We start from the raw sequence: 14,282 nt of genomic DNA on the forward strand, positions 1-14,282 counted from the left end.
AAACTTAATCTGTAACCTTTTTATTATAATACTCCAAAAACGCTACTTCGCCTATCTCACTTAACAGTTTCTGATTTTCAATAAAATTCTGTCCATACTTCAACCAACGCTTAGTAAAGCCTTTAAATCTGGCACATGGGAAGCTGCTGCATTGGAAACAATGTGTTATCTCTTTCTCCAAACAACATAAATGAAATGTTTTGCATTTTTCACAGCGAGAACTATTCAGTTCGGCTCCTTTACAGGGATTTTTCTCTCTTGTATACGTAGGACATCCCCCGCAGAACACACCGCAGGCAGGAATACGTCCCTCATAACGTTGGATTTTAGTTACTTCCCTTGCCATCCAAAAATTAGTAAGAGAAAGCTGATTCGCCTTGCGCTTTTGCTCTTCCTCTACTACATAACCTTTTTTTTCAAAGAAAGGGCGAGCAGTCAAACTCACTTCGGATGTAATCCGCATAATCCCGGCTGTAATTGCATACCGTTCTATTTCTTCCAAAAGCATCGTAGCAATACCTTTACCTTGAAAGTCCTTGTGAACAAACATAGAATGTAAATAGCCATGAGGCGTAATAGATGAAAAACCAACGATTTGTGACTGTTGATTAACAGCTACAATAAAATAGTGGGTCTTTATCATCTCTTCAATGTTAGAAAGGTCATCTCCGCAGGATGCCCAATCCTCAACTTCTACCTGCGAGTAATCGCGTCTATTTATCACGATAACTGTATTTTGAAATAACTCTTTTAGTTCAACCGCATCCGACTGTTGAGCTTGCCTGATTGTAAAATCCGTTTTCATATCTATTATATTAAATTCTTTCCAGCCTTTCTTATTTTGTAGCTATTATAGAATAGACCATCGGAATATGATTACTCAAATGTTTTATCCTATATTTGTTAGGTTCACATTCAACTGTTTGGGAAAAACAATTATAGGGTGAATAATCAAATTCATCAAAAGAAGATATGGTAAGCCCACTTTGTATAAGGCTATTTATAACCTCCCTCAAACTATGATTCCACGTTACACATTCTTGCAACAAATCATTTTCCCCGTCCGTATAGGTTCCCTCTTGTGTTTCTCTGATTGCACCGGAATTGAAGTAGTTATATTCAATCCTTTTAAAGTCATCATCAAACATCCACACAATCGGATGAAACTCCACAAATACAAACTTCCCATTTGGTTTTAGATAATTTGAAATAATCTGAGCCCACTTATTCATATCCGGCAACCAGCCAATCACTCCATAGCTTGTAAATATGATGTCGAATTGTTCATTCAAATGAGCAGGCAAATCATAAATATCACAGCAGATAAAAGTTGCATTAACATTTGCTTTCCCGGCTAATATCTTTGCATGGTCAATCGCTTTATCGGATAAATCAACACCTGTAACATTTGCGCCAAGTCTACCCAACGAAATAGTATCTTGTCCGAAATGGCATTGTAAATGCAGAATAGATTTCCCTTTTATATCTCCAAGTAAACCAAGTTCTATATCATTGAGAGACGACTCACCTTTCAAAAAGCCTTCGACATCGTAAAAGTCAGATTTCAAATGCACATCTACCCTGTTGTTCCAAGACTTCCGGTTTATTTCTAAATAATCAAAATCTTCATTCATTCTTTTAATATTAAATTGATTATATGCAAATATAGCAAAAGGTACAGTATCATTCATTGTGAATTGTACTTTTTACTGTATTTCAGCCAAATACCTCTCTTTACAGGCTAAAACCTTTGCTCCTTTTCTGCTCCTCTTTCGGTTGTATCCTTTGATAGAGTTTGCTAAACTGCTCCCTGAACCAATCGGAAACATTTTTTCGATTGATGATTAGCACCAATTTGTTCTTTCCAACAGTTGAAGCTGTTACTATTTGTGCAGTCACCTTATCCGTTACGAAATTCCGTTTATACTCTTCGGAATAGAGTGTGCCATTATGTTCTATCTTTTCCCCTAACATCAGTTTTGCTGTTTGTTCAGTTGAGAAACCGACAACACGACATAGCCTTTCCATTCGGAAAAGTTCTTTTAGTAGTGGTAGCCATGCACAAGCCTTTTTAATCATCTGTGACAGCCGTGATATCTCCTTTCGGGTTTCATCCAGTTCCTTGATGTGCTTACCCTGCACTTTTACCAATTCCCTGCTGTACTGTTCCCGTTGCTTCTGCATCATAATTTGCAGTCTTTCGATGCTCTCGTCACGAGCAACAACTTCATCACGAAGCTGCTGGTTCTCCTGTTTCAGTTCTTTGATTTCTCCACTGCCCAAAAGAGAACCTACCTTTGCGATAATGGCGGTTTTAGCTTCTGTCTTAACCACTTCCAGCCGTTCTGTGCCGATTTCTCTTTTGATTTGTAGTAGTCGTTTCTCCGCTGCTTTCTTTTCGGATTGGAGTTGCTGCACGTCTGTTTCGAGTTCACCCGTCTGTCGTTTCAAATCGCGGTAATATTGGGCTGTAGTGGTATGTCTGGCTTCCGATCCACGTACACCACGCTGCAAACCGTATCTCTCCATAACTTTAGCGTAATCATCATGATAGGCTACCAACCTATCACGGTTCAACACATCATCTGCACACAATCGGGCTGCATCGGTTTTCTTGCGATAGGTACGTTTTCCCTCCGTTTGCTTTTTCTGCTTCGCCTTTCTGCGCTCACCCATTACTATCGGCACAATGGTAGCATGTATGTGCGGTGTGGTTTCGTCCATGTGAAGAACTGCGGAAACGGTGTTCTCCTTTCCGAAAGTCTTGTGCAACCATTGCATACTATCGTCACACCATTCATCTATACGTCCGTCCTGTTGTATCTTCATCATGTCCTCGTGCGTTCCCGACAGCATAACACGAATAGCCCTTACTTGGTCAGGCGTAATTTTGCGCTTGATGCCTGCCGACTTGATGCGGTGGGCTATCGCTTCGTCACGTTCCGTTACTCCTTTGGGAAGTTGTACAAGTTCCCGATTGAGATGCGTTCGTGTGGGGTCAACGTTAGACGCTATCACCCGGCGTTCAATGTGGTCGGACATCCGGGCATCGGATGCGCCTTTTGCTTTCTTGAAATCAAGGGTAAAATATCCCATATTGAATTACATTTTTTCGTTAGACAATTCCGCTTGCCTTGCATACGTGCCGCATGGCTCACGGGGTTTCAAAAGGGGCATCGCCCCTTTGCTCGATAGGGTGTTTTTAGCGGTGCTTGCACTGCGTTAAGAAAACGCCCTATTGAGCTATGGCTTTTCTTTACTTAAAAGCCTGTGGGTGCGTGCGGCGGTTACATCCTAAAACCTTTGCCTTTCTTCTTGGTTGGTTGCTGCACCTGCCTTTCGGTCTGTTTTGTCGGTTGTGGGAACTCTAACGACTGCGACAATTTCTTACCCGTAAGATAGTCGTTCAAATCTTTATAGTTACTGTAGATACGAGAAGAATCTCGGACACGCCAGCCGTATTCCCGATGCAATTCCTGCACGGCTTTCATTCCTGCCGCATCGTTATCGAAAAAGCAATGTATATGTTCATAATTCCCTAACGGGTACAACGCTTTAGAGAGATTGGAAACGGAGTTCAAAATGATGTAGTCTTGCTTGTCAAGGTCGGGATAGGTAAGACAGGATTTCTGCCGTAGGGTCAGAAAAGAAAGATAATCCATAAATCCCTCGAACATGTAGCAGGTTTCTCTCGGCTCTCCCTTCTGTCGTATATAAGTGATGTCTTTGGGTGCGATACAACCTTTAAAATACTTGTTGCGTACCTCGTACCCACCCGAAGCATTCGGAAAACCAACAGCAAAGAACTGTTTGCCATTATTCACAAAACGGACTTCCTTACATTCTCTTTTTGCCAGTTCCGTATTTATCCCCCTCTCCTGCAAGTAAGAATACAAGGCAGGAGAAGAAAGCGGCACAACTTCCAACTGCTGAAAACTCGGCTGTGTAGAAGATTGCTGCCGAAAAGAGAAAGAAACAGGACGGACGTGTAATGCCTGCTGCGCAATCTTATCTAAAAGGTACGGCACACTGTCGGATGCGTAGAGTTCTTGCGCCAATGCAATGATGTTGCCACCTTTGCCTAATCCGAAATCATACCACAAATTGCGGTCAGGATTCACTTTGAAAGAGGGTTCTTTCTCTTCCCTGAATGGTGATTTATACCAAAGACTGCTGCCTTGTTGTTTCACGGGATTATATCCCAAACTGTGCAAATAGTCTGCCAACTTTATATTTTTGGATTCTTCGATTGTCATAATCTAAATGTATTGATGATTGAATAATTGAAACAAATTCCGTTTAGTCCGCTATATATACGCCTGAACTGTACTAAACTTACTTTGTACTTACAGTATCAAAAGAAGTTCATTCCTCTTATATATACACACGGACTAAACCAAACCTATTGTTAGTAGTGGAAATCAGGGTTATACTTATAACCTTTACCCTCTTTTACAAGCATTCGCTTGTTTACAAGAAACTTATTCAGCTTCACAAGCACATTGCGCCCACGTTCAAAACCGATACTTGCGTAACCCTCCTTTAAGGCAGCTATCACTTTAGGATAACCTTGTATCACTTGTTTACCAAAGCCGTTAGTCAATGCTTCACGGTGTTGTAGCTCGGTCAACTCTGTAAGCGGAAAACTACGGTCTTGCTTGGGCTGTTCAAAAATGTAATCTTCCGCTATTTCAGGAAGCGCACTATCATTAATACGAAATGCAAACGGCTCGAAATCTTTATCACGGATATGCATCGCTTTTACTTCACTGATATTTACGTCTTGAGTGCTTTTAGTAACCTGCAAGACCGTTTCAGCCTTATTGTTAAGCTCCGTACCAATATGCCCTCGCGTATTGTCATCCCCTTTGTTCAGATGCAAGACAGTGTGAATATGTAGATTGTATTCACTCGACCACTTCATCAAGAGATTTATCAGTTCGGATGATTCGCTCGGACTATTGATGTCATACATCAAGTCACGTATGCCATCTATGATAACAAGTCCTATATCTTCCATATTGGCAAGCATATAGTCGATTATCTGCTTACGCTTATCCGGTGTACATTCCCGCAAGACGACAAAAATAAAATCATCCCTGTCTTTATCGGTGGGAAGACCTGCCAAACGCATAATACGTTCCATTACCTTGTGACAGTGGTATTTACTCTGTTCGGTATCTACATAAAGAATTTTACGTTTATTTTCCGGTAGGAAAGCCGAATATTGCAGAACTTCGTCATTCTTCAACGCTGCCGCCACAATGGCGGAAACGTTGAATGTCTTTTTACTCTTTGCCTTACCTGTAGATGCACTGAAATTTCCCAATGTGCCGATAGTAGAGCCATTTACCCAAAGTATTTCGGGCGGTACATCGTAAGTGTCGGTTATCTTTAGATGAATGGTTTTCCAAAGGACAGCAAAATCTTCCCTCGTCATCTTTTGCGTTTCCGTTCCTTTCTTGTTTTCCATAGACTTACTTTTTTAAGGGACGGTTAAGAACATACTTCTGCGCTTCCTGTTCTATCTGCGCTTGTGTCTTTACAGGATTTTGACGTAGCCACGCTTCCAACTCTGCTTTCTCAAAATAAAGCATCTTGCCCTGCGGTTTGTAGTGCGGTATCAGGTTACCCGAAGTCAGTTTATACAGGTAACTTTTGGAAAGGTTTAAAAACTTGCTTGCTTCCTCGAAACTAAGCACGTTTTTTGAAAGGAACACTAAATTTTCGAGTTCTTCAACTCGCATCTCAATACTCTTACTCATACTATATAAGTATTTGCGTGAAACAATATGGAGTGCATGCCCTCCGTTTACTTGTAATCGATTACGGGGGCAAAAGTATTGAGTAATAGCTTGATAGCGGATTAAGTTATGTTTGAGGTCTTAACCTGTTCTTAAAGTTTTTTCAGTTGTTTGATATACTTGTCTATGATTGCATATCCTTTCACATGGTCTATGTCTTTCACATAATTCGTAGCTGTGGCTAAATCACCTTGATTGAGGTATTTATCCCTACTTTTGTCTTTGGAAAGAAAGAGTTTATGGTTGGCAATAACCGATTGCCAATTGGGGGTAATCAGGTTGCGATAGCTCAACTCTGAAAAAAGAAAAGCGAGATACCTGTTATTATTAGACCTGAATATGACTTTGGGCTTGCAAGAGAGTATCGCTTTCAGGTCGTCAGAAGTTACGGGGGCATTGAACATCTTAACCTCATTCATACATTCCGCAATCAATTCTATCTGACCGTCATTAAGAATTGATTCAAACTGATTTTCCGTTTCAGCGACGGGAGGTACGGCTATTACTGGAGAAACGATAGTTGGCTCCGGATTCAGTTCTACCTGTTCCTGTTGCGGCTGTGTTTCTACCTGCGCTCTATCCTCTTTCTTTTTTCGCAAGTATGCCGAATATCTTTCCAACACAACAGCTTTTACTGTCATGGAGAAATAAGGTAGTTCTTCATCGTAAACTGTATTATCCTGCGCATATTGGGAATAATTGAACGAAAGAGGAGAGAATGAAAGATATTTTCTTTTTTCATCAGGCTTCAAGGCTTCATAAAAACCGCTTTCCCAAAAGAAATCGGGTACAGAGTAGAAATTTTGGATGTCATTCAGTGCTGAATAACGGATATATAGTTGCGCTAATTCATTAACAGCATGTATATATTCCTGACGTTCCAGTTCATCAGCCTGTTCTCCATTCAAGTATCGAACCTTGACGATGATACTGTCTATCAAAATTTGGCAGGCATAGTTTATGCAACGGTTGAATATGCCTTGTATATAATCGAATTTTACTTTCAGTTCTTCTTCTGTCATAATATGCTCTGTTTCAGTTAGTAGCGGCAAAGATATATTTTTCCAGTAAAACATAGGCAAAAAAAGAAAGAAAGTGCGGCTATCAGCGTTCCGTACTTTCTTTCTTTTTAAATTAATCCGTTAAGTTTGGTATCAAACTTATCGCTTCTTCTTTCTTTTTATCTACAATCTTGGCATAAATTTGAGTTGTAGCAATGTTCTTATGCCCCAATAACTTGCTAACTGTGTATAAATCTGCACCTAATGTTAACATCATGGTAGCGTGGGTATGTCTTGCAACATGAAATGAGATATGCTTAGTTACTCCTGCTGCTTTCGCCCATTTTTGAAGTATATTATTTATAGTACCCTCATGTGTCAAAGGGAAAATAAAATCATCATCTTTCGCTTCCCCCCGCTGTGGCAGCCACTTTAAGGCTTCATCAGATATAGGCAAGTAAAGCGGCTCTTTGGTTTTCTGCATCTTTATTTCAATTCTAATCCTTTCACCGCTTTTCTGTAAATCACTCCATTTCAACTTTCTTATGTCGCTTACCCGTAATCCACACAAACAACTGAAAAGAAAGGCTTGCTTCATTATCTCATACTTACATTCAGTAGCTATAAGCAGTTTCAGTTCTTCTATCGTCAGATACTCCCTACGGCTCGCTTCCGCTTTTACCTTATCGGCAAAGTTAAATTCCTTAGTAGGATTAATGGTTATAATTCCTTCTTTAAATGCTTTATTCAGAGCGGTGCGCAATACTCCGTAATAAGCGACTACCGAATTATTACTTAACACTCCTCCTGCTTTTGCCAATCCGTATTTGCTTGCTTTCTTGGCTTGTTTTAAGAAATCCACAAAGTTACTAAGGAAATCTTTGTCTATATCACGGAAAGCGATATAGTCCCCTCTGAATAGTTTCAATTCACGGATAGTGTTACCAATAGTCTTTTCATAATTCAAGCTACCACGCTCTTTAGATTGGTTTCTCATGTTCACCAAATAGTCAATTACATTCGCTTTTGACTTATTAGTGTTCTGAAATCCATGCGCATCATTCTGTAGCTCTACTATCCGCTTGCTTTGAATCGCTTTGGCAAGAGCCAGCGTAGTTTCATTCTTTGCCTTATCTTCCCTTGTCTTTTCAGGAATAAGATAGAGTTTCAAAAACTCATACTGACGCTTACCGCCAACATAGTTTTCTTTCCGAATAACATCACCTGTGTAATAGTCCAAATATATAGACTGGTTACCATTGGCAAGTTGCTTAAACCGGATTCTTACAGGCTCCTTCAATTTAGCCTCTTGTTTCTTCTTCGCCATACTTATGTTTTTATTTTGTTACCGATGGCAAATATAGATATTTTTTTTGTTACTCAATGCTATTCAAGTAACAAACTGGTAACAAAATAAACGCATTTATTGGAATAAGCAGGAAAATAGGAAAAACAAAGGAAAAGTTGGGTACAAATAGCAAACACCTAAATATCAATAGATTATATTCATTATTTTATCTCATTCTTTCTCTTTTTCCACAACTGCCAGCTATTAATAATATTCTGCCACAACACATACGAACCGGGAGCCACAGAAGACAATGGATTCAAATAGGTATGCGCCATCCAAATAGCCAGAATTGTATTCTTTTGTCCAAGTGCTTGCCCACCACTGATACGGTCATTATAAATCGAGCCGATTGTCTTCCCCAAAAAGAACTGCAAACAACAGGCAATCAGTGCTCCGACAGCAATCATGATTTCCGTAAAACCATCCGCCGGGTCATTGAGCAAAGAATACAATGTTTGCGCAGTTACGATAGCTAAAGATACAGCCCACAAATAAAAAGCAAGTTCATGATAACCCAATAACTTCTGATGTACTTTCGGCAAACACTTGCTCAACAACCAGGCAACCAAAAAAGGACAAATTAACAACGGAAATACCTTACCCAAAATAACAAGAAATGCCTCCCAAAAAGTGACATCAGGATGGACCTCCACCAAAGGAAAAAGAATGGGCACAGCAATAGCCGCTCCAATATTTGCTATCAATGTATAAGTAGTCAGACTAGCCGCACTCCCTCCCAACTTGGAAGTAATCACCGCAGCAGCCGTAGCCGTTGGACAAATAATGCAAACCATCACTCCTTCTGCTACAATTTTATCAAAGCGATAAAGCAACAGATAAGCAGCCAACGCTCCACCAATCTGAATCAATAACAACCACATATGAAGAGGTTTTAGCTTCAAATCACGAGGAGATACCTTACAGAAGGTCAATAGCAACATCGTAAAAATAAGATAAGGAGTCAGGAAAGAAAGACTGATAAACAGTGGATAACCCACAGCACCTACCAGCATAGCAATAGGTAACGTCCAATTCTTCAAAAACTTAAGCATCGTCGTACATTTTAACTTCGAAGCACAAAGTAACGGAGATTTAGGGAAAAAAGCTATCATTAAACCGAAAAAAACACAAAACTTAATGGCAAATCATGAGTTTTCTACAAATTTCTACTACATTTGCACCGTATTATAGATATGAAACTGAATAGACCGTACATATTATACATATTTATTTGCCTCTGGCTACTTTTTCTACCCTCATGTACCAACCACTTATGGGGGAAGGATTTCGTAGTAGTTATTGACGCCGGACATGGTGGACATGATCCTGGTGCTATAGGCAAAATCTCGAAAGAGAAAAATATCAATTTGAACGTTGCCCTGAAAGTGGGAAATCTAATCAAGAGAAACTGCGACGACGTCAAAGTGATCTACACCCGTAGCAAAGATGTCTTTATTCCTTTGGACCGACGGGCAGAAATTGCAAACAACGCAAAGGCGGATCTCTTTATTTCCATTCACACCAACGCGCTGGCAAACAACCGTACAGCCAAAGGGGCTTCAACCTGGACGCTGGGTTTGGCCAAATCAGACGCTAACCTGGAAGTTGCCAAGCGGGAGAACTCCGTTATCCTCTACGAAAGTGATTATAAAACAAGATATGCCGGTTTCAATCCGAACTCTGCCGAATCATATATTATATTTGAGTTCATGCAGGACAAATATATGGAGCAGAGCGTACACTTGGCCTCGCTGATGCAAAAACAGTTCCACCAAACCTGTAAACGGGCAGACCGGGGAGTGCATCAAGCTGGATTCCTCGTCTTAAAAGCAAGTGCGATGCCAAGCATTCTTATAGAATTAGGATTTATTTCTACTCCGGAAGAAGAACGCTATCTGAATTCCGAAGAAGGGACCGGAAGTATGGCCAAAGGTATTTACCGGGCTTTCCTGAATTACAAGCGAGAACATGAGTTACGCCTTACGGGAGTCAGCAAAACGAATCTCCCAACCGAGCAGGAAGAGGACAACGCCCCGAAAATTGCCCAAAAGGATACTGAAAGCATAAACACAGCTCCTCAACAGCAAGAATTACTAGCCGAAGCAAAAACCAAACCAGCTGCAACAGCAAAAACAGCACCAAAGCGCCCAATTGTGGCAGAAAGCGCAACCAATGACAGTGAAATTACGTTTAAGATACAGATACTCACTGCTTCCAAGCCTCTCGCCAAAAACGACAAACGGCTGAAAGGACTGAAAGACGTAGATTATTATAAGGAAGGGGGAATATACAAATATACGTATGGAGCCGCCGCCGATTACAACAAAGTGTTGCGTACAAAGCGCACCATTACGGCACAATTCAAAGACGCCTTCATCGTCGCTTTCCGGAACGGTGAGAAAATGAACGTCAATGAAGCGATTGCCGAATTCAAGAAAAGAAAAAATAAATAAAAAGATAAAATGAAGTACATTACAAAAGAAGTCAGAATAGGTATTGCAGGTATCGTTGCACTATGTGTGCTTATATATGGAATCAACTGGCTGAAAGGTATACACATGTTTCAGCCTTCCAGCTATTTCTATGCCAAATTTGAAAACGTAAACGGACTCACTAAATCAAGCCCGGTATTTGCCGACGGTGTCCGTGTAGGTATTGTACGTGACATCTATTATGATTATGCCAAACCCGGAAATGTGATTGTTGAAGTAGAACTGGACACCGAGTTGCGGATTCCTAAAGGAAGTACCGCCGAACTCGTATCCGAACTTATGGGAGGCGTACGTATGAATATTCTCCTGGCAAACAACCCACGTGAAAAATATGCCGTAGGAGATACTATCCCCGGCACAATGAACAACGGCATGATGGAAAGCGCAGCAAAACTGATACCGAAAGTGGAAGAGATGCTGCCTAAGTTGGACTCTATCCTCATCTCCCTAAACAATATCTTAGGTGACAAGAGCATTCCTGCCACTCTGCACTCAATAGAAAAAACAACCGCCAACCTGGCAGTAGTCAGTTCACAAGTGAAAGGACTAATGAGCAACGATATTCCTCAACTCACAAGTAAACTGAATACCATCGGAGACAACTTTGTGGTCATCAGCGGAAATTTGAAAGAAATAGATTATGCAGCCACTTTCAAAAAAATAGACGAAACACTGGCTAACGTAAAAATACTTACAGAGAAATTAAACAGCAAAGACAACACGCTCGGCCTGCTCTTCAACGACCCGACTTTATACAATAATCTGAACGCTACAACAGAAAATGCAGCCAGCTTATTAGAGGACCTGAAAGAGCATCCGAAACGGTACGTTCACTTCTCATTATTCGGCAAGAAAGATAAGTAGCAAATTCTTGTTATATAGATTTCATCTAAATAACAAGGAGCTTTCAAAAGAAAGTAGATTGCTCTTCAAATGTCTATCTATAAACCGAAATAATATTCCCGTACAAACGTACAAAGATGAGAAAAAACGCTAAATTTAAGCATATAAGATATTAATATACAGATACTTACAAAATCGCAAGAGAGGGTTAGCTGACAGTGTCCGACAACAAATACATAAGTCATTGAAAGTAAACACATTATTGTTCGCATGAAAAAAACAAGAAAAAATAGATTTGTTTTTTCCGAATAAGATTCCCAATTTTGCAAACGTAGAAGTTTTGCTTAATTAATAAATGTATTAAAAGTTACTATGATTGAATCAAATCATGTCGTACTTTGGAACCGCTGTCTCGACGTAATTAAAGACAATGTTCCTGAGACGACATATAATACTTGGTTTGCCCCTATTGTTCCGTTGAAATATGAGGACAAAACTTTAATCTTACAGATCCCGAGCCAGTTTTTCTATGAAATTCTGGAAGAGAGATTTGTAGATCTAATACGCAAGACATTATATAAGGTCATTGGCGAAGGCACCAAGTTGATGTACAATGTCATGGTGGACAAGACTTCGATTCCGAATCAAACCGTGAATCTCGAAGCAAGCAATCGTTCTACCGCTGTTACCCCTAAAAGTATAATCGGAGGAAACAAAGCTCCCAGCTTCTTACAGGCTCCTGCCGTTCAAGATTTGGACCCGCATTTGAATCCCAATTATAATTTTGAGAACTTCATTGAAGGATACAGCAATAAACTTTCAAGAAGTGTAGCAGAAGCTGTAGCGCAAAAACCGGGAGGGACCGCTTTCAACCCGTTATTTCTTTATGGAGCATCCGGAGTGGGAAAGACACACCTGGCAAACGCAATAGGCACGAAAATCAAAGAGATTTATCCAGAGAAAAGAGTATTGTACGTTTCGGCACATTTGTTCCAGGTACAATATACGGATTCTGTACGCAATAACACGACCAATGACTTTATTAATTTTTATCAGACGATCGATGTATTAATCATTGATGATATTCAGGAGTTTGCCGGAGTCACCAAGACTCAAAACAACTTCTTCCATATCTTCAATCATTTACACCAGAACGGCAAACAGCTCATATTAACTTCAGACCGTGCTCCTGTATTGTTGCAAGGTATTGAAGAACGCCTCTTGACCCGTTTCAAATGGGGAATGGTAGCCGAGCTTGAAAAGCCGACGGTAGAACTTCGCAAAAACATTCTACGCAACAAGATACACCGCGACGGATTACAATTCCCGCCGGAAGTGATCGATTATATTGCCGAAAATGTGAATGAAAGTGTACGCGATCTGGAAGGTATCGTCATTGCTATCATGGCTCGTTCCACTATTTTCAACAAAGAAATAGATTTGGATTTGGCACAACACATTGTACATGGCGTGGTTCATAACGAAACGAAAGCGGTTACCATCGATGATATCCTCAAAGTGGTATGCAAACATTTTGATCTGGAACCGTCTGCCATACATACAAAATCCAGAAAAAGGGAAGTCGTTCAAGCACGACAGATTGCCATGTATCTAGCTAAAAACCACACAGACTTTTCAACTTCTAAGATAGGTAAGTTTATCGGTAACAAAGACCATGCAACGGTACTTCACGCCTGCAAAACCGTAAAAGGACAATTGGAGGTAGACAAAAGCTTTAGTGCAGAAGTACAGGAAATAGAATCGTTACTGAAAAAGAGAAACTGAAATTAAGTATAAAGTATAAAGTATTAAGTATTACCCTGGTGCGAAACCGTATAATAAAGCCTGTCCGCATGGATAATACTTTATACTTAATACTTGAAAAATACTTAATACTTATTTCAAGAATCCTTGCTGACGAAGTACTTTCAATAGATTTTCGGACATAAATTCGTTATCTTTCTTTGTGTAACGCACGTCCGTAAAGACTTGAGCCAATGTTTCTTTTTTATTTTCTTCGATAAACTGCTTGTTTTCCGGCAATGATTCTTTGTAGGCATAGAGTTTATCTATTTCTTCCGGTGTATAGTCGTGATATTTTTCATCGTGCACGGCAGCTTCCAAAGGCAAACGGTCTACTTGTGCGGGAATACCATCCGGATAGCCTACCGTTATTGTGGTGAGAGGGAATACCAGTTCGGGGAGTTGGAGGGTATCAATAATCATTTGAGGATTATAAGTGGTAGTTCCCAAATAACAAATGCCGAGTCCTGCTTCTTCCGCCAGCGTACAAAAAGTCTGTGCAACAAGCAAAGTATCCATAGACGCATTCATAAAAGACATTAAATTATCGTAGCCCGGCACTGCTTTCCGCTGTTCACACCATTTGCTGAAACGACGGAAATCAGCACAAAAAGTCAGTACGACTGGAGCATTTTTTACCATCGGCTGATTGAAATGAGCAGGCGAAAGTTTCTCCTTCATTTCCGCATCGCGAGTCACAATCACACTATAAAGTTGCATCCCACCCATCGTAGAAGCACGGAAAGAGGTTTCAAGCAAATCATTTAACAAACTCGGATTTATATCTTTAGGCAGATATTTCCGGATAGTTCTTCTGTTCTTTACGGTTTCAAACATATCTTTTTTTTGCAAAGATATAAAAAGAAAAAAATAATCCACCACACTAGTGGAATAGAATAGTTTTCTTTTTGGAGAACTTTAACCTTTGAACAAAATCCAATTCTAACTCTTTATCAAATACTTAGCATAAACAAATGGAAAACTTGCA

General features: G+C 40.1%; 13 protein-coding genes. 3 read left to right on the forward strand and 10 right to left on the reverse strand.

All coding sequences use genetic code 11. From position 1 onward, the window contains the following. Nucleotides 1–4: 4 nt before the first annotated feature. The 9 genes from KQP79_RS04325 to KQP79_RS04365 form a co-directional block, all read right to left on the reverse strand. Nucleotides 5–805, reverse strand: coding sequence for a GNAT family N-acetyltransferase (locus KQP79_RS04325; protein WP_004312341.1), 801 nt, complete (start codon nt 803–805; stop codon nt 5–7). A 31-nt stretch (nt 806–836) separates the two neighbouring features. Further along, a complete protein-coding gene (locus tag KQP79_RS04330) occupies nt 837–1,691 on the reverse strand; it encodes a class I SAM-dependent methyltransferase (RefSeq protein ID WP_004312340.1) in 855 nt (284 codons plus the stop codon). Nucleotides 1,692–1,734: 43 nt separating this feature from the next. Continuing rightward, nucleotides 1,735–3,096 carry a MobV family relaxase gene (mobV, locus tag KQP79_RS04335; RefSeq protein ID WP_004312339.1) on the reverse strand — a complete coding sequence of 454 codons (1,362 nt, stop codon included), beginning with the start codon at nt 3,094–3,096 and terminating at the stop codon, nt 1,735–1,737. Nucleotides 3,097–3,287: 191 nt separating this feature from the next. Then, the gene (locus KQP79_RS04340; RefSeq protein WP_005833207.1) at nt 3,288–4,256 is read right to left on the reverse strand and encodes a toprim domain-containing protein; all 969 of its coding nucleotides are present in this window, start codon (nt 4,254–4,256) and stop codon (nt 3,288–3,290) included. Nucleotides 4,257–4,408: 152 nt separating this feature from the next. Next, the gene (locus KQP79_RS04345) at nt 4,409–5,473 is read right to left on the reverse strand and encodes an AAA family ATPase (protein ID WP_004307986.1); all 1,065 of its coding nucleotides are present in this window, start codon (nt 5,471–5,473) and stop codon (nt 4,409–4,411) included. A 4-nt stretch (nt 5,474–5,477) separates the two neighbouring features. Continuing rightward, nucleotides 5,478–5,765, reverse strand: coding sequence for a helix-turn-helix domain-containing protein (locus KQP79_RS04350; protein ID WP_004307985.1), 288 nt, complete (start codon nt 5,763–5,765; stop codon nt 5,478–5,480). A 131-nt stretch (nt 5,766–5,896) separates the two neighbouring features. Beyond that, nucleotides 5,897–6,826, reverse strand: coding sequence for a hypothetical protein (locus tag KQP79_RS04355; RefSeq protein ID WP_004307982.1), 930 nt, complete (start codon nt 6,824–6,826; stop codon nt 5,897–5,899). Nucleotides 6,827–6,938: 112 nt separating this feature from the next. Beyond that, entirely contained in the window at nt 6,939–8,132 is a 1,194-nt protein-coding gene (locus KQP79_RS04360) for a site-specific integrase (protein WP_004307981.1), read from the reverse strand. A 182-nt stretch (nt 8,133–8,314) separates the two neighbouring features. Next, nucleotides 8,315–9,268, reverse strand: coding sequence for a bile acid:sodium symporter family protein (locus KQP79_RS04365; protein ID WP_061447784.1), 954 nt, complete (start codon nt 9,266–9,268; stop codon nt 8,315–8,317). 81 nt (nt 9,269–9,349) lie between these two features. On the opposite strand from KQP79_RS04365, the gene KQP79_RS04370 reads away from it, so the two are divergent. The 3 genes from KQP79_RS04370 to dnaA all read left to right on the forward strand — a co-directional run bounded on the left by KQP79_RS04370 (nt 9,350) and on the right by dnaA (nt 13,276). Further along, nucleotides 9,350–10,609, forward strand: coding sequence for an N-acetylmuramoyl-L-alanine amidase family protein (locus KQP79_RS04370; protein ID WP_061447783.1), 1,260 nt, complete (start codon nt 9,350–9,352; stop codon nt 10,607–10,609). Between the two features lie 9 nt (nt 10,610–10,618). Further along, nucleotides 10,619–11,512 (forward strand): MlaD family protein, encoded by an 894-nt coding sequence (locus tag KQP79_RS04375; RefSeq protein ID WP_004307978.1) that lies wholly within the window; start codon nt 10,619–10,621, stop codon nt 11,510–11,512. 351 nt (nt 11,513–11,863) lie between these two features. After that, nucleotides 11,864–13,276 (forward strand): chromosomal replication initiator protein DnaA, encoded by a 1,413-nt coding sequence (gene dnaA / locus KQP79_RS04380; RefSeq protein ID WP_004299347.1) that lies wholly within the window; start codon nt 11,864–11,866, stop codon nt 13,274–13,276. A 111-nt stretch (nt 13,277–13,387) separates the two neighbouring features. Here the strand turns inward: dnaA and KQP79_RS04385 are convergent, their stop codons facing one another. Beyond that, the gene (locus KQP79_RS04385) at nt 13,388–14,131 is read right to left on the reverse strand and encodes an NADPH-dependent oxidoreductase (RefSeq protein WP_008024992.1); all 744 of its coding nucleotides are present in this window, start codon (nt 14,129–14,131) and stop codon (nt 13,388–13,390) included. Nucleotides 14,132–14,282: the final 151 nt, after the last annotated feature.

The sequence above is a fragment of the Bacteroides sp. DH3716P genome (assembly GCF_025914115.1).
In the GTDB taxonomy this organism is placed as follows: domain Bacteria; phylum Bacteroidota; class Bacteroidia; order Bacteroidales; family Bacteroidaceae; genus Bacteroides; species Bacteroides ovatus.

Bases quoted from the DNA above. Each gene is read 5' to 3' on its own strand.
- KQP79_RS04325 (WP_004312341.1), bottom strand. From the start codon at position 805: ATGAAAACGGATTTTACAATCAGGCAAGCTCAACAGTCGGATGCGGTT.
- mobV (WP_004312339.1), bottom strand. From the start codon at position 3,096: ATGGGATATTTTACCCTTGATTTCAAGAAAGCAAAAGGCGCATCCGAT.
- KQP79_RS04365 (WP_061447784.1), bottom strand. From the start codon at position 9,268: ATGATAGCTTTTTTCCCTAAATCTCCGTTACTTTGTGCTTCGAAGTTA.
- KQP79_RS04385 (WP_008024992.1), bottom strand. From the start codon at position 14,131: ATGTTTGAAACCGTAAAGAACAGAAGAACTATCCGGAAATATCTGCCT.
- KQP79_RS04355 (WP_004307982.1), bottom strand. From the start codon at position 6,826: ATGACAGAAGAAGAACTGAAAGTAAAATTCGATTATATACAAGGCATA.
- KQP79_RS04360 (WP_004307981.1), bottom strand. From the start codon at position 8,132: ATGGCGAAGAAGAAACAAGAGGCTAAATTGAAGGAGCCTGTAAGAATC.
- KQP79_RS04330 (WP_004312340.1), bottom strand. From the start codon at position 1,691: ATGAATGATACTGTACCTTTTGCTATATTTGCATATAATCAATTTAAT.
- KQP79_RS04340 (WP_005833207.1), bottom strand. From the start codon at position 4,256: ATGACAATCGAAGAATCCAAAAATATAAAGTTGGCAGACTATTTGCAC.
- KQP79_RS04375 (WP_004307978.1), top strand. From the start codon at position 10,619: ATGAAGTACATTACAAAAGAAGTCAGAATAGGTATTGCAGGTATCGTT.
- KQP79_RS04345 (WP_004307986.1), bottom strand. From the start codon at position 5,473: ATGGAAAACAAGAAAGGAACGGAAACGCAAAAGATGACGAGGGAAGAT.
- dnaA (WP_004299347.1), top strand. From the start codon at position 11,864: ATGATTGAATCAAATCATGTCGTACTTTGGAACCGCTGTCTCGACGTA.
- KQP79_RS04350 (WP_004307985.1), bottom strand. From the start codon at position 5,765: ATGAGTAAGAGTATTGAGATGCGAGTTGAAGAACTCGAAAATTTAGTG.
- KQP79_RS04370 (WP_061447783.1), top strand. From the start codon at position 9,350: ATGAAACTGAATAGACCGTACATATTATACATATTTATTTGCCTCTGG.